General features: G+C 59.5%; 25 protein-coding genes. 9 read left to right on the top strand and 16 right to left on the bottom strand.

All coding sequences use genetic code 11. From position 1 onward, the window contains the following. The first annotated feature begins 180 nt into the window (after window positions 1-180). From GFB49_RS03570 to GFB49_RS03555, 4 genes are all read left to right on the top strand, one after another. On the top strand, window positions 181-960 hold the full coding sequence (locus GFB49_RS03570) for an SDR family oxidoreductase (protein ID WP_153214567.1): 780 nt from the start codon (window positions 181-183) through the stop codon (window positions 958-960). A 15-nt stretch (window positions 961-975) separates the two neighbouring features. Continuing rightward, entirely contained in the window at window positions 976-2,100 is a 1,125-nt protein-coding gene (locus GFB49_RS03565) for a DNA alkylation repair protein (RefSeq protein WP_153214393.1), read from the top strand. 103 nt (window positions 2,101-2,203) lie between these two features. Beyond that, a complete protein-coding gene (locus GFB49_RS03560; protein ID WP_153214392.1) occupies window positions 2,204-3,253 on the top strand; it encodes a methyltransferase domain-containing protein in 1,050 nt (349 codons plus the stop codon). A gap of 81 nt (window positions 3,254-3,334) precedes the next feature. Next, window positions 3,335-4,438, top strand: coding sequence for an ABC transporter ATP-binding protein (locus GFB49_RS03555; RefSeq protein WP_153214391.1), 1,104 nt, complete (start codon window positions 3,335-3,337; stop codon window positions 4,436-4,438). A gap of 65 nt (window positions 4,439-4,503) precedes the next feature. On the opposite strand, the gene GFB49_RS03550 is transcribed toward GFB49_RS03555, so the two are convergent. Then, window positions 4,504-5,175 carry a helix-turn-helix transcriptional regulator gene (locus GFB49_RS03550; protein WP_153214390.1) on the bottom strand — a complete coding sequence of 224 codons (672 nt, stop codon included), beginning with the start codon at window positions 5,173-5,175 and terminating at the stop codon, window positions 4,504-4,506. A 51-nt stretch (window positions 5,176-5,226) separates the two neighbouring features. Further along, complete coding sequence (locus GFB49_RS03545) at window positions 5,227-5,553, bottom strand: hypothetical protein (RefSeq protein ID WP_153214389.1); 327 nt, start codon at window positions 5,551-5,553, stop codon at window positions 5,227-5,229. A gap of 226 nt (window positions 5,554-5,779) precedes the next feature. Here GFB49_RS03545 and tatA point away from each other — a divergent pair, with 226 nt between their 5' ends. From tatA to tatC, 3 genes are read left to right on the top strand one after another with little or no spacing between them, the layout of a single operon-like run. Then, window positions 5,780-5,998 (top strand): twin-arginine translocase TatA/TatE family subunit, encoded by a 219-nt coding sequence (tatA, locus tag GFB49_RS03540; RefSeq protein ID WP_153214388.1) that lies wholly within the window; start codon window positions 5,780-5,782, stop codon window positions 5,996-5,998. Between the two features lie 6 nt (window positions 5,999-6,004). Then, on the top strand, window positions 6,005-6,508 hold the full coding sequence (gene tatB / locus GFB49_RS03535) for a Sec-independent protein translocase protein TatB (protein WP_153214387.1): 504 nt from the start codon (window positions 6,005-6,007) through the stop codon (window positions 6,506-6,508). 3 nt (window positions 6,509-6,511) lie between these two features. Further along, the gene (gene tatC / locus GFB49_RS03530) at window positions 6,512-7,417 is read left to right on the top strand and encodes a twin-arginine translocase subunit TatC (protein WP_153214386.1); all 906 of its coding nucleotides are present in this window, start codon (window positions 6,512-6,514) and stop codon (window positions 7,415-7,417) included. A gap of 72 nt (window positions 7,418-7,489) precedes the next feature. Here the strand turns inward: tatC and GFB49_RS03525 are convergent, their stop codons facing one another. Continuing rightward, a complete protein-coding gene (locus GFB49_RS03525; RefSeq protein WP_153214385.1) occupies window positions 7,490-7,687 on the bottom strand; it encodes a hypothetical protein in 198 nt (65 codons plus the stop codon). A 170-nt stretch (window positions 7,688-7,857) separates the two neighbouring features. Here GFB49_RS03525 and GFB49_RS03520 point away from each other — a divergent pair, with 170 nt between their 5' ends. Beyond that, a complete protein-coding gene (locus GFB49_RS03520) occupies window positions 7,858-8,700 on the top strand; it encodes an ATP-binding protein (RefSeq protein ID WP_153214384.1) in 843 nt (280 codons plus the stop codon). A 168-nt stretch (window positions 8,701-8,868) separates the two neighbouring features. On the opposite strand, the gene GFB49_RS03515 is transcribed toward GFB49_RS03520, so the two are convergent. Both GFB49_RS03515 and GFB49_RS03510 read right to left on the bottom strand, forming a co-directional pair. After that, window positions 8,869-9,153 carry a YciI family protein gene (locus GFB49_RS03515; protein WP_343032456.1) on the bottom strand — a complete coding sequence of 95 codons (285 nt, stop codon included), beginning with the start codon at window positions 9,151-9,153 and terminating at the stop codon, window positions 8,869-8,871. Between the two features lie 219 nt (window positions 9,154-9,372). Then, window positions 9,373-10,029 carry a glutathione S-transferase family protein gene (locus GFB49_RS03510; protein ID WP_153214382.1) on the bottom strand — a complete coding sequence of 219 codons (657 nt, stop codon included), beginning with the start codon at window positions 10,027-10,029 and terminating at the stop codon, window positions 9,373-9,375. 96 nt (window positions 10,030-10,125) lie between these two features. Here GFB49_RS03510 and GFB49_RS03505 point away from each other — a divergent pair, with 96 nt between their 5' ends. Continuing rightward, window positions 10,126-10,575 carry a MarR family winged helix-turn-helix transcriptional regulator gene (locus GFB49_RS03505; RefSeq protein WP_153214381.1) on the top strand — a complete coding sequence of 150 codons (450 nt, stop codon included), beginning with the start codon at window positions 10,126-10,128 and terminating at the stop codon, window positions 10,573-10,575. Between the two features lie 27 nt (window positions 10,576-10,602). Here GFB49_RS03505 and GFB49_RS03500 read toward each other — a convergent pair whose 3' ends face one another. The 11 genes from GFB49_RS03500 to GFB49_RS03450 all read right to left on the bottom strand — a co-directional run bounded on the left by GFB49_RS03500 (window position 10,603) and on the right by GFB49_RS03450 (window position 21,201). Then, window positions 10,603-11,823, bottom strand: a complete 1,221-nt coding sequence (locus tag GFB49_RS03500; protein WP_153214566.1) for a LysM peptidoglycan-binding domain-containing protein — start codon at window positions 11,821-11,823, stop codon at window positions 10,603-10,605. Between the two features lie 124 nt (window positions 11,824-11,947). Beyond that, window positions 11,948-12,601, bottom strand: a complete 654-nt coding sequence (locus tag GFB49_RS03495; RefSeq protein WP_153214380.1) for a protein-L-isoaspartate(D-aspartate) O-methyltransferase — start codon at window positions 12,599-12,601, stop codon at window positions 11,948-11,950. Further along, on the bottom strand, window positions 12,598-13,380 hold the full coding sequence (surE, locus tag GFB49_RS03490) for a 5'/3'-nucleotidase SurE (protein WP_153214379.1): 783 nt from the start codon (window positions 13,378-13,380) through the stop codon (window positions 12,598-12,600). The genes GFB49_RS03495 and surE overlap by 4 nt, the downstream gene beginning before the upstream one ends. Window positions 13,381-13,614: 234 nt before the next feature. Next, window positions 13,615-14,301, bottom strand: a complete 687-nt coding sequence (locus GFB49_RS03485) for an SDR family NAD(P)-dependent oxidoreductase (protein WP_425505179.1) — start codon at window positions 14,299-14,301, stop codon at window positions 13,615-13,617. A gap of 56 nt (window positions 14,302-14,357) precedes the next feature. Further along, window positions 14,358-14,630, bottom strand: coding sequence for a hypothetical protein (locus GFB49_RS03480; protein WP_153214378.1), 273 nt, complete (start codon window positions 14,628-14,630; stop codon window positions 14,358-14,360). Between the two features lie 234 nt (window positions 14,631-14,864). After that, window positions 14,865-15,428: a DUF2199 domain-containing protein gene (locus GFB49_RS03475; RefSeq protein WP_153214377.1), complete on the bottom strand. Its 564-nt coding sequence runs from the start codon at window positions 15,426-15,428 to the stop codon at window positions 14,865-14,867. A 149-nt stretch (window positions 15,429-15,577) separates the two neighbouring features. Beyond that, window positions 15,578-17,098: an amidophosphoribosyltransferase gene (purF, locus tag GFB49_RS03470; RefSeq protein WP_153214376.1), complete on the bottom strand. Its 1,521-nt coding sequence runs from the start codon at window positions 17,096-17,098 to the stop codon at window positions 15,578-15,580. Between the two features lie 403 nt (window positions 17,099-17,501). Then, window positions 17,502-18,203, bottom strand: a complete 702-nt coding sequence (locus GFB49_RS03465; protein ID WP_153214375.1) for a Hint domain-containing protein — start codon at window positions 18,201-18,203, stop codon at window positions 17,502-17,504. A gap of 397 nt (window positions 18,204-18,600) precedes the next feature. Then, the gene (locus GFB49_RS03460) at window positions 18,601-19,155 is read right to left on the bottom strand and encodes a CvpA family protein (RefSeq protein WP_153214374.1); all 555 of its coding nucleotides are present in this window, start codon (window positions 19,153-19,155) and stop codon (window positions 18,601-18,603) included. Window positions 19,156-19,192: 37 nt separating this feature from the next. Continuing rightward, the gene (radA, locus tag GFB49_RS03455) at window positions 19,193-20,557 is read right to left on the bottom strand and encodes a DNA repair protein RadA (RefSeq protein ID WP_153214373.1); all 1,365 of its coding nucleotides are present in this window, start codon (window positions 20,555-20,557) and stop codon (window positions 19,193-19,195) included. Between the two features lie 191 nt (window positions 20,558-20,748). After that, entirely contained in the window at window positions 20,749-21,201 is a 453-nt protein-coding gene (locus GFB49_RS03450) for a paraquat-inducible protein A (protein ID WP_153214372.1), read from the bottom strand. Window positions 21,202-21,974: the final 773 nt, after the last annotated feature.

Genomic DNA, 21,974 nt, shown 5'->3' with positions numbered 1-21,974 from the left:
CTTGAATTCTCAGAGTAGAGTATCACTAAATCTTTAACGATTGATTGTGGCCATTTACCGGCCAGCCTCTGAACATTTCGTGACCTTGCCCGCCATGCGGCTCGTGAAACGGGGGCTGGTCACATCTCCTTGGCTGTGCAAATGTCGCCGCCAAATGGAAGATATGTGAAGGACAAAGCCATGGATCTGGGGATTTCAGGCAAACGCGCGCTGGTCTGTGCCAGCAGCAAAGGGTTGGGATTGGGCTGCGCCGAGGCGCTGGCCGAAGCCGGGGTGAACCTGGTGATGAACGCCCGCGGCAACGAAGCACTTGAGGCCTCGGCCGAGGCGATCCGAAGCACCTATGGGGTTGAGGTCACAACGGTTGCCACCGATGTCACCACCGAGGAAGGCCGCGCCAAACTGCTGGATGCCGCAGGCCAGATCGACATTCTGGTGACCAACGCAGGCGGCCCCCCTCCGGGCCTGTGGAGCGACTGGGACCGCGACGATTTCATCAAGGCGCTGGATAGCAATATGCTGACCCCGATTGCGCTGATGAAAGCGCTCTTGCCCGGCATGATCGACCGCGGCTGGGGCCGGGTGGTCAATATCACCTCTCAATCCGTCAAAGCGCCGATTGCGGTGCTGGGCCTGTCCAATTCGGCCCGCGCAGGTCTCACCGGATATGTGGCAGGCACCGCGCGTCAGGTGGCCGAACACGGTGTGATCATCAACAACCTCCTGCCGGGCATCCACGCCACCGACCGTGCCGTATCGCTCGATGAAGGGGTCGCCAGCCAGCAGGGGATCTCGATCGAGGAAGCCCAAGCCAACCGCGCCGCCACAATTCCCGCCAAACGTTATGGCACGCGGGCCGAGTTCGGCGCGACCTGCGCCTTCATGTGCTCCCAATACGCGGGCTATATGGTGGGCCAGAACATCCTGTTGGATGGCGGCTCAACCAACGCAACGCTCTGATCCAAGTTCTGATCCATGGCAACTGGGTTCTCTCTCAAAGATCAGCTGTTTAATCTGGACAAGACCCGGTATCTTGCGGGTCTTTTTCAGGCCGCCGATCCCAGCTTCGACGCCACCGCGTTTGAAGCTGAGGTCATGGCGCGGCTGTTGGATCTGGAACTGAAAGAGCGGATCCAGTGGATCGCCGATGTTCTGGGCACCCATCTGGCAGGCGATTTGCCAGAGATTGCGCCGCAGATGTTAAAGGCGCTGCCGCCGCCCTTGGACCCAAACCTTAGCGATGATGATTTTGGCGATTTCATCTTTGCCCCCCTTGGGGAATTGGTGGTGGCCAAAGGGCTGGTGGATCACCCGGATCTCAGCCTGGATCTGCTCCATGCCATCACCCAGCGGTTCTCGATGGAATGGGCCATCCGCCCTTTCCTGAACCAATGGCAGGATCTGACGCTTGCGCGGATGGCACTCTGGGCCCAAGACAGCAATTACCACGTGCGCCGTCTGGCCAGCGAAGGCAGCCGTCCGCGTCTGCCCTGGGGGCAATCCGTGGGCCTTGATCTGGCGGATCCGTTGCCAATCCTGGATCAGCTGCACCGCGACCCCACCCGATATGTCACGCGGTCCGTGGCCAATCACTTGAATGACATCACCAAAAAAGATCCCGACCTGGTTCTCGACCGCCTCAAACTTTGGGGGGAGCAGGGCCAGCAATCCGAGGCTGAACTGCGCTGGATGACCACCCATGCCCTGCGTGGGCTGATCAAGGACGGCCACCCAGAGGCGATGCGCATGTTGGGCTATCACCCGGATGCGCCTGTCGCGGTGGATCTGACGCTGGCCCGCCAGACCGTGGCCATCGGCGAGGCGCTCCAGATCACCTGCACAGTCACCGCAGACGATGATCTGCCGGTTCTTGTGGACTACTGCCTCTATTTCCCGACCCCCGCAGGCAAGACACGGCGCAAGGTGTTCAAACTGAAACAGGCCAAGCTGAAAGGCGGCACGCTCACCCTGGCCAAGAAACACCCGCTCAAAGGCAATGCCAGCACCTTTTCCCTCCATCCCGGCCCCCACCGGATTGAACTGATGGTCAACGGTGTGGTGCGCGCCGAACATGCGTTTAATCTCGAGGCGCAGAAATAATCCCTTGATAACGATCACTGTTACGTGACACGAGGCGCGCCTTTCTTGCACTGGGCATAGGGTATGCGTAGCTCGTGGCGCAGGTAGACAGGAGCGTGCCCAGATGAAACACGAAAACGTGCAAAACTACTATGGCGAAGTACTGCAAGGCAGCGATGATCTGCAAACCAACGCCTGTTGCACACCGGATGACATGCCGGATTACGTCAAAAAAGTCCTGGGCCAGATCCATGACGAGGTCCTGACCCGCTATTATGGCTGCGGTTTGATTGCCCCTCTGGCACTGGAAGGCGCGCGCATTCTGGATCTGGGCTGCGGCGCAGGTCGCGATGTCTATGCGCTGTCGCAGATGGTGGGCGAAACCGGCAAAGTGGTGGGCGTCGACATGACCCCGGCCCAGCTGGAAGTGGCCGAGCGTCACAAGGCGTATCACGCCGAGAAATTCGGCTTTGCCCAGTCCAATGTGGAGTTTCACCACGGCTTTATCGAAAAGCTCGATGAGCTGGATCTGGAACCCGGCAGCTTTGACATCATCGTCTCCAACTGCGTGATCAACCTGGCCACCGACAAAGGCGCGGTGCTGCGGGGCGCGGCGCATCTGCTGAAAGAAGGCGGAGAGATGTATTTCTCGGATGTTTACGCCGACCGCCGCGTGCCCAAAGCCATGGCCGAGGATGAGGTGCTTTATGGCGAATGCCTGTCCGGCGCGCTCTATTGGAACGACTTCCTGACCATTGCCAAACAATCGGGCTTTGGCGATCCGCGTATGGTCAACACGCGACAGCTGACCGTGGACAACCCGGTGCTTGAAGCGCGCGTGGCCCCGTTGACCTTCTCCTCCACCACCTATCGGCTGTTCAAACTGCCCGCGCTCGAAAGCGCCTGCGAAGACTACGGCCAGGCGGTGATCTACAAAGGCACGCTGGAACATGCGCCCCACGCCTTTGAACTGGACAGCCACCACAAGATCGAAACCGGCAAGGTCTTTCCGGTCTGCGGCAACACCTGGATGATGCTGAAAGACACGCGGTTTGCGGAACATTTTGAGTTCATCGGCAATTTCGACACCCACTACGGCCTGTTTCCGGGCTGCGGGGGCGACACCCCCTTTGCCTTTGATGCCACAGGCAGCGAAGAGGCAGGCTGCTGCTGATCTTGCGTGAAACAGTCGGGATTGCTATCTGCGGCAGATGCCGGTGGCACTCCCGACACATGCAACAAGGTCCAAGCCGCGATGAATACCTCTGCCCAGCCCCTGCACACGGAGACCGCTCCGCGTCTGGAAATCCGCAATATCCACTGTTCGTTTGACGACAGGCCGGTTGTGGATAACGTCTCCCTGACGGTGCAGGCGGGGCAGGTGACCTGTCTGCTGGGTCCATCGGGCTGCGGCAAATCCACCACCTTGCGCATTATCGCAGGCGTTGAAATGCAGGACGCCGGTGAGATCTATGTGGATGGCAAACTGATCTGCGACACCGTCTATCGCGTGCCCCCGGAGCGGCGCGAAATCGGGCTGATGTTTCAGGACTTTGCCCTGTTTCCCCATCTGAGTGTGGCCGATAACGTGGCCTTTGGTTTGAAAGGGACGCGCGCCGAAAAACGCGCCCGTGTGACGGAGCTGTTGGAGAAGGTCTCGCTCAGCCAGTATATTGATGAATTCCCCCATCAGCTGTCGGGCGGCGAACAGCAACGTGTGGCCCTGGCCCGTGCCCTGGCACCGCGCCCCCGCATTATGCTGATGGATGAGCCGTTTTCGGGCCTCGACAACCGGCTGCGCGATGGTATCCGGGACGAGACGCTGTCGCTCCTCAAGGATGAGGACACGGCGGTGCTGCTGGTCACCCATGAACCCGAAGAAGCAATGCGCATGGCGGATCAGATCGCGCTGATGCGGGGGGGGCGCATTATCCAGCAGGGCGCGCCTTATAACGTTTATACCAACCCGGTCGACCGGGCGGCGGTGGCGTTTTTCAGCGATGTGAATGTGGTCAAGGGAACGGTTCAGGGCGCTTTGGTGGATACGCCTTTTGGCCAGTTCCTGACACCGGGCCACCCGGATGGCACCGAGGTGGAGATTGTCTTTCGCCCCCAGCATGTGCGCATTGATTTTGACCGCAACGGCTCGGGCCCTTTGCCCACCCCGACGCATGGTGTGGCGGCGCGTGCCACTGTGGAACGCGCCCGGTTTTTGGGCCATGAAAGCCTGGTGGAATTCCGCATGGAGTTTGACGGATCCATTCAGAAGGTCACGGTGCCCAGCGTGTTCCTGCCCGAAGCAGGCCGGGTGATGTGGCTGACGGTGCCGCGTCGCCATTGTTTTGTGTTCCCCAAGTAAAGCCACGCGAGACGCGTGGCTGCCTCCGGCGGAAGTATTTTTGAAAAGATGAAAGCGGCGGGGCCTCAGGCTGTGGGGTCGAAATCCGCCAGCCGCTTGCCCGGTTCATCCACGAAGAGTTCCGGCAGCGCGCGCGCCTCTTCGATCAGATCGATGCGAAAGACGCGAAAGGCTGCGCGGGTCTCGCACCAGGCGGTCAAGGTCCAGACGCGGCCCCAATATTCCATATGCAAGGGGCGAATGGTGCGATCCGTCAGGGTGCCGTCAATGCGCCGATACCGCAGCGCCAGCTTCTGCCGGGCTTTGATTGCGGCGCGCAGCGTCGACATATGGGAAAACCCCCGCGCCGCATCGGCAAAGGGGTAAACGGCAAATTTCCAGGCGTCCGCCTCGGCCACGGTCTGGGTGGGCAGCACCGCGTCGATCTTCTCCGCCAGGGACAGGGCTGCGGATTTGAGGTCGGGATCGGCGGCTTCGGCCACAATCGCCATGCCCAGATTAAGCGCCTCTAGCTCTTCGGCGGTCAGGTTAAGGGGGGGCAGCGTGATCTGTTCGCGCACCAGATAGCCTACGCCGCGCTCACCTTCGACCGGCACGCCCGAGGCCACCAGCGTGTCCATATCGCGATAGATCGTGCGCACCGAGACCTCTAGCTGGTCGGCGATGTCCTGCGCGCGGTGCAACTGACCGTCGCGCAGGATTTGGATGATTTCAAACAGTCGGTCCGTGCGGCGCATGGGTTACCCTTGGCGCATGGGGCTGTTCGGCGTCAAGGACTTATCAAGGGCTTAGCTTGCATCCCTGTGCGTGGCGTCCATTGTCCAGGCCACGCTTTCGTGCCGCATCTGGACGCTGCCCGGTTTCATGGTGGCCATCAGGTCTGGCACAAACGGCTGCGCTTCAAACGCTTTGGCGGCGGCGGTGGCGCTGGCCATATCCTGCCAGACCACACAATCGCTCCAGCGCCCGTCTGCACCACAGCTGAGGCGGCGGAAGATAAATCCGGGCAGCGCGCGCACAAAGGCTTCGGTGGATTTGATTCGGGTCAGCAGCTCTTGTTCGGTTGCGCTTTCGGCCAGCTCAAAGGTCACGGTTTCAACAACGGTCTGAGTCATGTCTTGCTCCTTTTGGACATGGAATGGCGCCGGTTTAGCGCAACCCAACTGACATAAACCTGTCAGTTGTGTGCGCACGGCCCGCAGAAAGTGGCGAAACCCATCACGGATCTGCGATTGCGCTGTGCCCCGCACTAGCCCACCGACCCAAGCGCGCCGTAATTTAAAGCCAACAGACATCTGCGGCAGATCGCTGTCGCACGGAACAATAAAAGGAGTGTTCGTCATGGGTCTTGGTAATATCGGTCTTCCGGGTCTTCTGCTGATCGCGGTTGTGGTGCTGGTTCTGTTTGGACGCGGCAAAATCTCGTCCCTGATGGGCGAAGTGGGCAAAGGCATCACCGCCTTCAAGAAAGGCGTGAACGACAGCACCAAAGAGCTGGAAGAAGACGCGGCGGCTGAGGCGAAAGACGTCACTCCCGAGACCGAAAAAGACAAGGCGTAACCCGCCATGTTCGATCTTGGAATGACCGAACTGCTGGTCATTGGGATCGTTGCGTTGATTGTCGTCGGTCCCAAGGATCTGCCGGTTCTGTTTCGCAACGTTGGCCGATTTGTGGGCAAAGCGCGCGGTATGGCGCGGGAGTTCAGCCGCGCCATGAGCGATGCGGCGGATGAGACCGGCGTCAAAGATGTGGCCAAAGGTTTGAAAACCGCCAGCAATCCGCTGGGTGCTGTCAGCGACACCATGCGCAAGGCGGCCGAAGATCTGCGTGACACGGTGGATCCGACCAAATTCGGCAGCGCGGCGCAACCCGGTGACAGCACGTCCCCATCCTCCGCGCCATTGTCCGAAGAACGCGCCCAGAACGCCAAACGCATTCAGGCGGCTTCGGCGCGCGCCGCAGCTGAGCGGATGGCGCGTGAGGCCCAAGAGGCGATGGTCAAGGCAGAGGCCGCAGAGGCCGAGGTGGCGGCGATGCCCAAAAGCGCCCCACCCAAAGATGAGGCTTAAGGCATGGCTCAAAGCGAAGACATTGACGATTCAGCCGCGCCGCTGATTGAACATCTGGCCGAGCTGCGCACGCGGCTTATCCGCTCGGTTATTGCCTTCATCGTGGCGATCAGCCTGTTCTTTATTCCCATCAATGGGGATTTTATTGCAGAACATGTGCTGAATTTCCTGGTGGGTCCGATTGTTGAAAGTCTGCGCGCGCTGGGCGATCCTGCGCCCACATTGCAATACACCTCGCCGCAGGAATATCTGTTTACATTGTTTCGGATCTCCATGGTTGGAGGCTTTGCGCTGTCCTTTCCGGTGATCGGCTATCAGATGTGGCGGTTTGTTGCGCCGGGGCTTTACAAAAGCGAGAAGGGCGCGTTTCTGCCGTTCCTGATCGCCTCTCCGTTTATGTTCCTTTTGGGGGCGAGCTTTGCGCAGATGGTGGTGACCCCGCTTGCCATGCAGTTTTTCCTGGGCTTTGCGGATGTGGCCTCGGTGTTCGCCAACCTGGTGGGCAATGCAGCCAATGAGGTGCCCGCGGATGTGGCCGTTGTGCCCGAAACCAGCGAAGGGGTGCGCATCACCTTCTTTGGGAAGGTGAATGAAAGCCTTGATATCACGCTGAAATTCATCATGGCCTTTGGCCTGTGCTTCCAGCTGCCGGTGCTGCTCACCTTGATGGGCAAGGCCGGTCTGGTCACCGCCGAAGGTCTGGGCGGCGTGCGCAAATACGCAATGGTTGGCATTTTGCTGCTGGCCGCGCTGGTGACCCCGCCGGATGTGGTGACCCAGCTGATTCTCTTCAGCGTGGTTTACGGCCTTTATGAGATCTCGATCTTCCTGGTGGGCCGGGTGGAAAAGAAACGTGAAGCCAAGCTGAAGGCCGAAGGTTACTATGATGATGAGGTGGAAGAGGAGTGATCCTCGACGCCCTAAAAACCAAAAAACGCCCCCGTCATCTCGGGGGCGTTTTTGGTGGCGCGATGCTCCGGCTCAGCTGGGGCGCACGGCCACCAGAACCAGGCCCAGCTCGTCTTCCAATGCGCGCAGTTTTGCGATCTTATCCTCGGACAGATCAGCGGTGGCCGCCTCTACCGGGGCCAGCGCCACAACCGGGCTGCCAAGCTCCTGTTCCAGGGTCTGGATCGCGTTTAACTTCGTCGCTTCAAGCGTCGCAATAGGATAGAGCATAGTGGGTCCTCTTGTGTAAAATTCCTGTTCCTTGATGTCGTCTCACAGGCGCGCAGCGCCGCATGCTGAATATGAACCTAGCACGCAGCTTTAACATGACAATTCACAAGACTTGTCGCGCCCGGCGGAACATGGTTTTAAATCCGCCAAAGAGCCAAAAGGATGGATAAATGGACGAGACTGCCCTGAACCGGATCGCCGACGCATTGGAACGGATGTCACCCGCGCCGCAGGCCGCACCCGATTTCACCAGCGCTCCGGCCTTTGTCTGGCATGTCTCTCCCGAACGCCTGACCCCTGTGCCCCAGGTCAATCGGGTGGCGCTGGATCTGCTGGTGGGCATCGACCGGGCGCGCGACACGCTCTTGGACAACACCCGCCGCTTTGCGCAAGGCTACGCCGCCAATAACGCGCTGTTATGGGGCGCGCGCGGCATGGGTAAATCCTCGCTGGTCAAGGCGGTGCACGGCGCGCTGAGCGCTGATCACCCGGATCTGAAACTGGTGGAACTCCAACGTGAGGATCTGCCCACCGTGGCGCAGCTGCTCAACCACCTGCGCGCGGCACCCTGCCGGTTCATTCTGTATTGCGATGATCTGTCGTTCAGCCATGATGACCAGCACTACAAAAGCCTCAAGGCGGTTCTGGATGGCGGCGTCGAAGGCCGGCCCGACAATGTGGTGTTCTACGCCACCTCCAACCGCCGCCACCTGATGCCGCGTGACATGATCGAAAACGAACGCTCCAGCGCCATCAACCCCTCTGAAGCGGTCGAGGAAAAAGTCTCCCTCTCGGATCGCTTTGGCCTCTGGCTGGGCTTCCACCCCTGTGATCAGGACGAATACCTGTCGATGATCCAGGGCTATTGCAGCGCCTACGGAGTTGAAATTTCAGACGAAGACCTGCGCGCCGAGGCCATCGAATGGCAAGCCACCCGCGGCAGCCGCTCAGGCCGCGTGGCCTGGCAGTTCTTCTGCGATCTGGCTGGACGGCATGGGGTGGCGTTGACGTAGGATTACGCCAACGCACATGGGCAGATCAGGGCTCAGAACCCGATGTGCCCCTTGCGCATCTGATCGTGGCGCAAAAAATGGTGACAGGGCGGGGATCCGAGCAGAGCTGCTGGTCCACTTTCTCTCACAGATCATCCGCTCGATCGTATCGCGCCAGGTGGCAAGGCGTCAGAGTGTGACGGTCTGATCTTCAAGGATTTTTCCCCAAGTGAAGATCTCAAAACTTCGGTATTCTGGAACATAAAAGGGATCATTCTTTACTAGCTCTTCTATGTCAGACTTCGCATTGGCCTCAACGACCCAAAGCGCTCCGCAAAAATCCTGATCGGGTGCGGGTTTCAAACCGCCGCCAATCAAAAGTTCAGGATGCGCCTTCGCATAGGCGACATGCGCATCCCGCAAACTCTTTTTTGCTCGGACTTCGAGCATCTCGGGGCTATCGGTAAAAATCACGACCCATCTCGACATGGACTTCCTCCTGCTTCTCTGCGCGAAGCTATCAGCTTCAGTCGGGCGCGATAGGGCCACAATAAATCATCAGATAACACCAGATGTGATGCGCCGCAGTGCGCCGGAAAGCTGCCGTTGGAATGCCTTTCAGCATCCGTCACCTTGGTCGCGCCGGGATTTGAAACGGCCCATCTGCGCAGAGCGTCCGTTCAAGTCATCGGCTCAGGCCATGAGCGTTGAAAGATAGGCGTTTCGATTGCGCAGAAAGGCTGACAACAGTTGTGGATACTCCTCGGATACCGCTTGTTGGACAGAGGGGCGCGCCGCCAAGTTTCGGCGCCAGGACTGGACTTTGTCCAAATCGGTCAGAATGCCAAAATCTGCGATGTCGTCAAACATGTCAAAATAGCGAAAGACCGGGCCAAAAACCGCATCCACCAGGGTAAACGCATCCCCCGCGAAATAGGGCCCATCCCCCAATTGTGCCTCCAGCTGCTGAAACTTGGCCGTCAAGGCCGCCGTTTTGGTCGCAAATACCGCGGCGGTTGGCGCGTTATAAAATCCGGCGATGTCATTCAAAATGGCGGACCCAAACTCGATCCATCCCCGGTGCTGAGCGCGGATCAGGGGGGACGCAGGATGTAGGGGATGGGGTTGCGTGTCTTCCAGATACTCCAGGATCGCAACCGATTCAAAAATCGCGTCGTCCTTGTCGGTCAGCACAGGTGTCTTACCCAGCGGCGAAATGCTGAGAAACCAATCAGGTTTGTTAGCCAGGTCAATATAGGTCCGTTCAAACGGTATGTTTTTTTCCAACATCGAGATCACCGAGCGCTGAACATAAGGGCACAGTGTGTGGCTCATCAGGTGAAGGGTCATGCGAATTCTCCAAATAGATGCAGTTGCATTTACATGGCAGTCCTTTGCATGGAATTCAAGGTTGATGCACATGCATCTTCTTGTTTATATATATCCATGACCATACCGGATCCGCACACAGTTGAGGCCTGGACGTCTTTGTTTCGGGCCAGTCAGGCCCTGCTTGACGGCGTTGAATCAGGGCTAAAAGCCCATGGGCTGCCGCAGCTCAGCTGGTATGACGCGCTGCTAGAAATCGAAAAGGCTGGGGCCGATGGTATCCGCCCCTTTGAATTGAAAGAGCGTTTGCTGCTGCCGCAATACGGCACTTCACGTTTGTTGGACCGTGTCGCCAAGGCCGGCCTGATCACGCGCGAGGATGTCGAAACAGACGGTCGCGGCCAGATCGTGCGCCTGACCGAAAAGGGACGGGACACCCGAAAAGCAATGTGGCCGATCTATGCCGGAGCGTTGATCACGCTGATTCAAAGCCGCATCAGCCCATCGGAATTGGCGGAACTGAACCGCCTGTTGCACAAGATCACACCGGCGCGCCCCAAAGCTTGATGCCATTGGGGAGGCAGGCGCGCGGCATCAGTTGAGATAGGGCAGGGGATCCACGCTGTCGAACCCGTTGCGGACCTCGAAATGGACATAGGGCGTGGCTTCTTCGCGCAGGGCCGCGATAGACTGGCCACGGCGGACGGCGTCGCCTTTGTTGACTTCGATCTGATCCACATTGGCATAGACCGACAACAGCTTGGGATCATGACGAATAACGATGATCGGGATGCCGTTAGAGTCCTTGGTGATTGCAGCGACAGTACCCGCATCCGCGGCGCGCACGGTGGCACCTGCGGGGCCGGAAATGTCGATGCCGTCGTTCTTGCCTTTGCTATAGGTGCGCACGATCTTGCCCTGTACCGGATAAACCATGGCGGAATCTGGTGCTGCGGTGGGTTCGGGCACTTTGACTTCGGGCTTGGCTTCGGGCTGGACTGCGGCGGGTTCGATCTGCTCATCCGGCAGCGGTTTGACGGCGCTGGGTGGGGTCGGCGTCGGGCTGCCCACACCCGGTGCGGTCACCACGGCAACCTCGGGCTGGGTCTCCCGTTTCGGCGCGGGCTGGTCCTTGGTCGGGATCAGCAGATACTGCCCTTCGCGGATGGCAAAATTGCTGCCAAGCCCGTTCCATTCCGCCAGGGATTTCACTGGCACCTGATAGAGCCTTGAGATGGTAAAGGCGGTCTCACCGCGTTTGACCTTGTGGCGCACAGGTTCGGGGCCGTCCTGAACCTCGGGCGCGACAGGCTCCGGGCGTGGCTGAATGGTGGTCGGGGTGGCCGATCCCGGATTGTCCGAGGTCAGCGGCGCGGTGTCAATCGCCTGACCAGCCAGGGCTGCGATGTCCACACCACCGGGTGCAACATCTTCGGATTGCGGCAGCACATCAGGGGCGCGGCGGGGCAGGGCGATGACCTCACCGGGGCGCAGCTTGTCGTCTGGCTGAACCCCGTTGAACCGGGCGATCTCACCGGCGGGCAGACCAATGCGATTGGCCACATCCGCAACCGTGTCGCCGCGTTGGGCCACGGCCACCTGATAGGAGGGGTAGCTGATCAGCCCCCGCGCATCTGCTGTGGGCCGGCTGCTGGTGGCGCTTTGGGCTGCAGGGGCTGTGCTAAAGCCGCCGACACGTCCGCGCAGATCATAATCCAGAGGCGAGCCGTCGCAGGCTGCCAGCGCTGCCATCAGGGCAAGCGCAGATCCAGCGCGCAAAACACGGTGCGGGTGGGATAGGATGGTCACGGTCATCGCTGCTCTCCTCGAAATCGCAACCGGTTGGACGGTGGCTGCGCGGGTCCTGTCGGCCACCTCTTGCGACTCGCCAAAGGGGTGGTTCGGCCCTTGGCGGAAAACGGGTGGTTTCATTAATCTCTTAGGTGTCTTTGCCCAACCCCTCAAGCAGGGGAACAAAACGGACAGAGCGTAATTCGTCATATTCCAGCCCATCGGCGGTTTTATGCACACGAATGAGCGATTGCACATGGTCTGATTGCCCCACGGGCAGAACCATTATGCCGCCAACTTTCAACTGCGCCAACAGCGGACCGGGCGGATCTTCGGCGGCGGCGGTGACAATAATGCGATCAAACGGTGCCTGTTCCGGCATCCCATGCGAGCCATCCCCCACCATCGAGGTGAGGTTCGAGATCGCCAGATGGTCAAACACGTCGCGGGCTTCGCGCACCAATCGGGCGTGACGGTCAATGGTATAGACTCGCCGCGCCAGCCGCGCGAGGATGGCCGCCTGATACCCCGATCCGGTGCCGATCTCCAATACCGTGTCGCGAGGCGCGACCTGCAGGGCTTGGGTCATCAGCCCCACCACAGAGGGTTGGGAAATGGTCTGGCCACAGGAAATGGGCAGCGGCATGTCTTCATAGGCGCGATCGGCAAACAGCCCTTTGACAAAGAGGCCGCGGTTGACCGCTTCCATCGCTTCCAGCACCGGTTGATCGGTCACCCCTTTGGAGCGCAAGGCAAACAGGAACTGCATCTGGGTTTCTGGATCAGGGCCGGGATGCGTCATGGGGCGGACTGCAGCGCCTCTAGCACGTCATGGGCTGTCAGATCCGCCCGCATCGGGGTGATGGAGACATAGCCGTCAAGGTTTGAGGCTGCATCGGTGCCGGGCGCTGTGGGCGCGCGCTGGTCGCCGCCTTTGATCCAAGTGTAATGGCGGCCGTTGGGCGACACTTCGTTGGAGGCGCTGAAATGCGTGTTTTGCCGCAGACCCTGGGCGGTGTAGCGCAGACCTTTGACGGCGGCGGCAGGGACGGGCGGGAAGTTGATATTGTAAAACAGCTGATAGGCGCTGGGGTTGTGTGTCGACGCCTGCAAGACCTTTGAGATCGCCTCAACGCCAAAGGCGGCGGCGGCTTCAAACGGGTTGTCCAGGTCTTTGTTGTCTGGGCCATAATATTGCGACAGCGCAAAGGAGGGGATGCCTTGCAGCGCGCCTTCCATGGCCGCGCCCAGGGTGCCGGAGTAGAGCGTGTTTTCCGCCGAGTTATTGCCACGGTTAACGCCTGACAGGATCAGATCCGGTTTTTGATCCTGAAGCACATTGTGCAGACCTGCCAAGACGCAATCGGCCGGGGAACCTTCGGCGGCAAAGCGGCGCGGGGACAGTTCCGAGATCATAAAAGGGCGGGTGTAGCTGATGCAATGGCCGACCCCGGATTGTTCAAAGGCGGGCGCGACAGTCCAAACCTCACCGTCGGCGCCTGCAAGCCGGGTGGCTATGGCATGGAGAACTTGCAGACCTTGGGCGTTGATGCCGTCATCATTGGTGATCAGAATTCGCATATCTCGCCCTGCGTTCAGTGGTTTCCAATTCTGAATATGGTTTGCATGGCAAGGGGGCAAGACCTCTGGGCGCGCTTGGGGGTGGAAAGCGAAGGGATTTGCGGGCTTGCGTGGTTTTAAAACACTGTTGCGCGCGCAAAGCGGGGGCTCCCGCGCCATCGCGCTGCATCAAAGATGCCGCGCGCTGCCTTGGGCCAAGCGCCGCGCGAGCGCGCGGCGCGGGCGCGTCCGGGATCAGCTGTTGGTCACAATCTCGGGCAACAGACGCGTGGCTTCGGCCTGGGGCGTGGCCAAGGCGGCGCGGTCTTCACCTGGAAAGAACCGGGCCCGCAGCGCGGTCGACATCGGCTGGGGGGACAGGATCGACACTTTGGGGCCGGTGCGTTCGCCTTCGACCTGCCAGCTGCGCGCCAGCGCCAGCTGCGCCGCCTTGGTCGCGCCATAGGTGCCAAAGAATTTCTCTCCGGCGCGGGGGTCGTCAAAGAACACGGCCTGGCCTGTTTGCCCAAGCAAAGGCGCCACATAGGTGATCAGCCGCGCGGTGGCGCTGGCGTTGATCTCAAGGCTTTTGTCCCAGTCTTTGGCAGCGACAAAATTGGCAGGGCTCAACGGGGCTGCGTGAATGGCGGTGTGGACCCACAGATCCAAGCTGCCCCAGCGGTCGTGAATACCGCGGCAGAGCGTGGCCATGGCATCGGGCACCGTGATGTCCATCGGTGCCAGCGTCGCCGTGCCGCCGTTGGACTGGATCCGGTCGTCCAGCTCTTCGAGGGCGCCAGTGGTGCGGGCCACGGCAACAATGTGATGGGTGGGGGCCAGCGCTTCGGCCAGGGCCGCACCAAGGCCGCGCGAAGCGCCAGTGATCAAAGCGAGTTTCTGTTTGGTCGTCTGTTCGGTCATCTCGGCAGTCTTTTGTGTCATGCTGCGTTCATGAGCCTCAAGCGCGAAGGGGTCAAGGGGCAGTGCAGCGGGTGCGACTAACCGCCGGGCATGGCCAGACGCCGGGTTTGCCCATTGCGTTCCAGGATCAGCCCCTCGGCATCGATGGCCACCACATGCGACGCGGCGATGCGGCTGCCGTTTTTAATCCGCTTGACCCGCCCGCTGGCGGTGCGCACCAGGGCCTGGGGGGCGGTTTTTGCGCCAAAAATGCCAATCAGAACCGTGCCCCCATCGGGCAGGGCGTCGGACTGGGTGGCGGTCTGTGCGACATGGTCGGGGGTTTTTGCAGTTGCGGCGTTTGAGCCCATGAGGTGTTGTGCCTGTCTATAGGTGTTGGGGCTGGCGCAAAACGCGCCAGCGACGGGGGCTGCTATCAGAATGTGATTTGAGGGAAAACTGTGGTTGGGGCTCAGACGGCAACGGACGCAGAGTTTTGCCTGTGGCCCCAACAGGCTTGGGCAAAATCGCGCTGGCGCGCGTCTTGTCACAGCCTGTCACGAGGGGGCGGCCCTTGAATTCAGCGCCCGGGACCCAATGCAGGATCACGCATCATAAAGCAGCGAGGGCAGGTCGTGGCCATAGGCATAAAGCATCTCAAGCACTTCCTCGAACTCAAGCCCCCGCGATTGCAGCTCATACAGGGGGTGCGCGGTTTCGACGATGTCGAGATCCGGATATTGCCCATCGGCGCGGGGGCGGATGCGGCCCGCGGGTGGTGCCCCATCGGACAGGGGCAACGCATTGGCAAGCCAGGCGGGTTTGGGCCCCATCGCCTCTGTCTCGCGCACGTCAAACAGCGACAGGTATTCGTCAAACACCTCTGGCGCGACGCTGGCCCAGGTGCCCAGAATAAACTCCACTCCACCCGCGCCCTGTATCGGCAGGCCCAGAACCACGCGCAGGAAATGCAGATCCCCCAGACGGCAGAAATCCTCGGTCAGCACATCGCCGCGTTCGGTCAGGATGGCCGAATTGTCCTGCACCACCAGATCTTCGCTGCAGATGTCAGGCCGGTCGCACGACAGGCTCAACAGCTGCGCAAACGTTGCGCCGCAGCATTTGCAGATGCGCTGAGACGACAAAAGCCGCGCGAAATGAGGGTCCAAAATGGCGTTCCAATCCTGCCCTTGGGCACAAAGAAAAAGACGCTGACACAAAGGATCAGCGTCTTGGGTCTACTGATGATGACGGGCCTCTTACTCTGCAAACTAAGGGAGTTCAAACCCTAGTTTTGCAGAGCAGCCTTGCGCCGCGCTCAGTTTGAGGCGGCTTGGTCCTGGTTCCAGGAACTGCCGGCTGCGGGCATATCCTTGATCTTGGCGCTGACGCGGCTGCTGTTTTCCAGCGCATCCAGATAATCCTGTGTGACGCCGGTGACGTATTCCCCGTTGAAACAAGAGCAGTCAAAGCCCTCGATATCCGGGTTGCCTTCTTTGGCGGCCCAGACCAGATCATCCAGGTTCTGATAAAACAGCGCATCCGCGCCCAGCTCTTGGCGGATCTCATCCACACCCAGACCATTGGCGATCAGCTCATGTTTGGTGGGCATGTCGATGCCATAGACGTTCGGGTATTTCACTGGCGGCGAGGCCGAAGCAATATAGACCTTTTTCGCACCCGCATCGCGGCACATTTCCACGATCTTTTTGATGGTATTGCCGCGCACGATGGAATCGTCGATCAGAAGCACGTTCAAGCCTTTGAACTCCAACGGAATTGCATTGAGCTTGCGCCGCACCGATTTCTTTCGCTCTTGCTGGCCGGGCATAATAAAGGTCCGACCGACATAGCGGTTTTTGACCAGGCCTTCGCGGTAACGGATGCCGGTTGCATTGGCCACTTCCAGCGCCACAGGACGGGCTGAATCCGGCACCGGGATGATGCTGTCGATCTCAAGCCCCGACTCTTTGATCTGTTGCGCCAAAGCCTGACCCATCCGCAGCTGGGTTTTATAGACCGAGACGCCGTCCAGCATGGTATCGGGGCGCGCCAGATAGACATATTCAAAGATACAGGGGTTCAACCGTCCCTCAACCGCCTGAAATTCATGCAGGTTTCCGTCCAGATCCACCAACAGCGCTTCGCCCGGTTTCACGTCGCGGATCTTTTCAAACCCGTTGATGCCAAAGGCCACATCCTCGGACGCAAAGGCATAGTCATCGCCGTCCCCTTTTGCGGCGCGTTTGGCCACAGACAGCGGGCGGATGCCGTAAGGATCGCGGAACGCCAGCATGCCCACGCCTGCGATCATGCAGATCACGGAATAGGCACCTTGCACCCGCTCCATGGTCATTTTGGCCCCGGCCAGGATGTTGCGGATCGGATCGGCATTGCCGTTCACCTTGATCGCGTCGGCCACCTTGTCGGCCAGAACGTTTAGCAGGATTTCAGAATCCGAGGTGGTGCGCAGATGACGGCTGTATTTGCCGGTGACCTTTTCGCGCTGCTCGGCGGTATTGGTGATATTGCCGTTATGAACCAAATAGATCCCATACGGCGCGTTGACAAAAAACGGCTGCGCCTCGGCGGCAGAGAGGGAGCCTGCCGTGGGGTAGCGCACATGGCCCATGCCAATTGTGCCCACCAATGTCTCAGCGTCTTGTGGTCCAAAGACGTCTTTGACCAGACCGTTTTCCTTGCGCTCACGGAAGAATTCCCCCGTGTAAGTCACAATGCCCGAGGCGTCTTGGCCCCGGTGCTGAAGCATCAGCAAACCATCATAGATCTCCGCAAAGACATCCGAGTCCCGGTTTGCGATTCCCAAAATCCCGCACATAGAATGGCTCCATTTCCACTTCGGCGTTGATGTTCAGTTGTGTTACTTTACGGTCTTGTCCAGCCACGGACCCGCGCTTATCCCATGCTTGCACAATTGTCCAAGCCTGTAGCGGTAAAACTCTGTGTAAGGTCAATGCCAGGCTGCTGGTTCGAGGCCCTTGGGTTCCGCACAGAACCAGAAGTCATCGCGCAGGGCGGCTGCAACCATAGCATCGGCAAGGGGTGTGGCTCCGAATCCCAATAAAGCTAACAGGCCCCCACATAGAACGATTGGCGGCTGCTGTCATCAAAGGATCACAAATGAAAAAGGCTCACACCGGGGTTTCCGGGTAAGCCTGCACAAACGCCTGTTGTTTTGGCCTGCTCTTTGGCCTGTTGCTTGTCCGGTGGCAAAACTGTGATCAGGCGGCCAGGCCAAAGGGTGTGGCGATCTTCAGCTGCTGCAGCCATGCAGGCAACACAGAGCTTTCCTGCGCGTTCCGCACAATCTCGGAAGGTTGCGGCAGAACGCGGTCTTGGGAAGAGGCAACCAGCGCCCGGCTTTCGCTCAGCGACAGGGTCCAAAAGGCGCTGTCTTCGGCGTCGGTATCAGCCACATGCATCAGCATGCCACCTTCGCCCCAGATCAGCTCTTCTTCTTCAAAGGTGATGTGAATGCGGGCCAGACGCTGCGGCATGGCTGGGGTGATGCCATTGTAGCCCGCCAAAGAGACCAGTTTCGCCAGCACCACAGGCACGTCAAACAGACGGTCTGCGGTGGCTTCGTCCAACGCGATCATCTGATCCGCAGGCAGATCCATTGCGCGTTCATTGCCCAAAGCACCGGCAGGCACATGCATCATCGGGGTCAGGCGGGGCACCGAATGCTTAACGGCGATGACTTTTTGGGAGCCTCCGTCAAACGTGAACACCATGTCACCGGATTTCAGATCACGGGCCTGAACAAAGCCTGCTTCGGTCTCAATCACAGTATGCGGCAGCAGACCACCCGCGCGGGGACGGTGGGTGTTGCGCGGCACGGCGCCTTCAAAGGAAGACGGCAAATCCGCCACGAATTCAACCGGTTGGTAGTTCGCGAAAGCGCTGAAATGATCCAGAAACATGTGATGTCCCCTTTGCCTGCTCGTGCTCGTTTTGTGTTGAGCTTATGTGGCCTTCGAATTGGGCCTAAATTGGGGCAAGCTTGGGGCAGAGGTAGAAATTGTTCAGATTTATGTGAAAATGGCGTGATTTTCCTAGGATTTGTTAACCTTTGCCGCGCTCTGACGTGGATTTGTTAACCAGCTGAGCCGGATTTGACTTGTGGATAGAGAATCCTAAGTCTTTTGATTCTCAAATGTTAACAATGGGTTAATTTTGTTTGCGGGGCTTAAGACTCGTTAACAGCCTCTGTGGATAAACTTGTGTATGCCTCTTGTGGGCGTGGCTCCCAAGAAAAAGGGCGCTCAAAAGAGCGCCCGTAAATCCACGTAAGTCTTCGGTCGAAACCCATGCGATGGCTTACTGTTCGCAATGCCCCATCAGGCTCTCGTATTTGCCGGTGACCCAACCCAGCGCATCTTCGGGGTTGCGATCTTCGATCTGACCAATGAGGCGTTCAAACACCACAGCCGAACGGCTGTCATCGACCATCGCAAAGCTCTGCCCGGTCATCACCACATTATAAAGGAAGAAGGCGATGGCCACCAAAAGGATGCCGCGCAGCACCCCAAAGAAAAAGCCAGCCCCCTGATCGATCCCACCAAGCGCCGAGCGTTGCACCAAGGAGGAGAACAGCGGTGTAAAGAAAGAGACGATAATCAGCGCGATTGCCAGCACGGCAAAGAAACCGGCAATCAGCGCCAATTCACAACTGTCGGCCAGGAACTCGCCCACCACCGGGATCTCTGCCATCAGCGGTTCCGCTTGGGGGGCAAAGATAAAGGCCAGCACAGCAGCGGCAATCCAACCCGCAATGGCCATAGCTTCGCGCACAAATCCGCGCGAATAGGCAAGCAAAGCAGAAATTACAATTACAAGGGCAACCACCCCGTCGACTATGGTGAAATCTTCCATGTGCCTCGCCTGTTCTTGCGCGAATGAATACTGCGGTCTATCCCGCCCCAAAATACGCGCCGACAAACCCGGTGAGGTCACTTGCATTGCGCAAGGTCAGACCCTCGACCGAAACTGATTTGCCACCACTTGGAGCTATGCCTGCGGTGAAACCAAGTTTTTGGGCTTCTTTCAACCGGTTTTCGGTCTGAGGGGCCGGGCGAAGGGCACCTGACAGGGAAATTTCCCCAAAAATCACGGTATCGGCGGGTAAAGACACATCTTCGCGAGCGCTGAGCAAGGCGGCAGCGACCGCAAGGTCGGCCGCAGGCTCCTGAATTTTCATACCACCGGCCACGTTTAAATAGACATCCAAGCCCGCAAAGGGGATGCCACAGCGCGCTTCCAGAACCGCAAGAATCATCGCCAGCCGCGCATTGTCCCAACCCACCACAGCTCGGCGCGGCTGCGAATGGGGCGACGGTGCGACCAGGGCCTGCATCTCGACCAGGACGGGCCGGGTGCCTTCGATGCCCGCAAAAACCACCGATCCCGGCGCCGGTTGACCGCGTTCGGACAAAAACAGGGCCGAGGGGTTGATAACTTCAGCCAAGCCCTGACCGGTCATCTCAAAGACGCCGATCTCATCCGCTGGACCAAAACGGTTCTTCACCGCGCGCAAGATCCGGAACTGATGGCCGCGCTCGCCTTCAAAGTATAAAACCGTGTCGACCATATGTTCGACCACGCGGGGGCCTGCGATCTGGCCTTCTTTGGTGACATGGCCGACCATAATGACAGAAATGCCGTTGCGTTTGGCAAAACTGGTCAGCTCATGTGCGACTGCGCGCACCTGAGAAACAGAGCCTGGCGCGCTGTCCACATTGTCGACCCACATGGTCTGGATCGAATCAATGATAACCAGCTGCGGCGCTTCCTGTTCGAGGGTTGTCAGAATGTCGCGCAGATTGGTTTCCGCCGCCAGTTTGACCGGCGCTTTGGCCAGACCCAGACGTTGCGCGCGCATGCGCACCTGGGCCGAGGCTTCTTCGCCGCTGACATAAATCGTCTTGAGCCCACAATGGGCAAATTGCGCCGCCGCCTGCAACAAAAGCGTGGATTTACCGATCCCAGGATCGCCGCCCACCAGAATGGCAGAGGCGGGAACAAGGCCACCGCCCAGAACCCGGTCCAGCTCACCCACACCACATTCCGTGCGCGGCGGCGGCGCCTCATGCGCGGCGAGATCTGTCAGCGTCACCGCGCGGCCACGTTTGGCCCCGAGCGACTTTTTGGCGGGGCCTCCAGCGGCCAGGCCCTTGTCCTCGCTAATGGTGTTCCACTCGCCACAAGCCTCACAGCGACCGGACCACTTGGAAAAGGAGGCCCCGCAGGCGGAGCAAGAAAAAGATGTCTTTGCCATGATGTTTGTCTGCCTGATGTTCAGGTTTTGTTCAAGGGGCAAAGGCTCCCGCCAGTCATGCGATCATCAAAAGATGATCTGTTCCTGTTGGGCCGGGCGCCGCTGACGCGGCGCGGTTGCGCCAGTCGTCCATTTCATCTTTCTAAAAATACTTCGGGGGTGAGGGCGCAAGCCCGAGGGGGCAGCGCCCCCTATTGTGACCTCGGTTCAGGCGGGAGCGATTTTTCTGTAAAGAGGGACAGAGCCAGGGACATCAAAATGCAAGCAGTAAAGAGGTAGAGCCCCCAGGCGGTCTCAAGCGTGCCCATGCCGATCCCTTTGGCCAGGGTGATGTAGAGCGCGATCAGGAAGGTATCAGCCATCGCCAGTTTGCCCAAGGCGTGTAGCACCGGCAGGGTGCGGCGGTCCAGCAAGTGCCATTGCACCAGCGCAAGGCCGATGGTTTTTACATAGGGCGCAAAAAGCGCAAAAAGCGTGACGATGAGGGCAAGGAACACATCCTTGCTCCAGAGGGATTGCAGCCCGGTTATGACGCTGATCTCCGAGAGGCCAAAGATTGGCAACAGCCCCGCGCGCACCAGGGGGGCGAACCAGGCGATGGGGTAGAGGATGAGGAGGGAGAGGGTGGCACATCGCAGGATCATATAGGCGCATCTATCATGGGGGTGGGGTTGGTGCAAAACTGTTCGTGACTAAAATGTGGGCACGGCGTTTGGCCCGATCAACCCTGGGGCGGGCGCCGGGGGAATTCTGGAGCGCGGTGCTGTGCGGCCTGCCTTGGCTCTGTGAGTATTTGTAAAAAGATGAAAGCAGGGCGGGGTGGGCAATCATAAAGGTGGCGGCCGCCGGGGGGCGGAGGGCCGGGTGGGGGATCTCTCCCCGGGTCAGAGCGCATCTGGGTGCCGCGCGGGGCCTGCACCTGGTCACGGGGTCTTTAACCCGGTCAAAAGGTGGTCTGTGGCTGTGCGCGGCCGCCCGTATCTCCTTGGGGTCTTCATATGTGCCGTGGATGTGCCAGATCTACGGCGGGTGCTCGAACGTTTGGCAGTGTAGCGGAGCGCAGTTAACGCCGGGCAAGTGGGGCGTACGGGGGGTGTGCAACAGTGAGGACCGGTTCCCGCAGGGATAAACTGTCCGGGGGACAGTTTAAGGTCCGAACGGGCGGAGCCCCAAGACCGGTTCCATAATACAGAAGTGGATGAGTGCTTCGTGTGCTTTGCGCGGAGGCTTTCAATTCGCGTCGTTTTGCGCAGGCTGTCGCAAAGCGTGCGGTTTGTTCCGGCTGGGTCGCTTGCGGCCCGGCCAGCGCCCGACCGCCCCCATGGGCGGGCGCTTTACGCCCACCCGCGGTCGGGCGTTGGCCTTAAGCTTGTTTCAGAAAAAGAAACCGAAGAGTGCGTCGCCAAGCGCGCTAGAT

The sequence above is a fragment of the Tritonibacter litoralis genome (genome assembly GCF_009496005.1).
GTDB classification, from domain to species: Bacteria; Pseudomonadota; Alphaproteobacteria; order Rhodobacterales; family Rhodobacteraceae; genus Epibacterium; species Epibacterium litoralis.
This window is presented reverse-complemented; position numbering and strand designations above follow the sequence as displayed.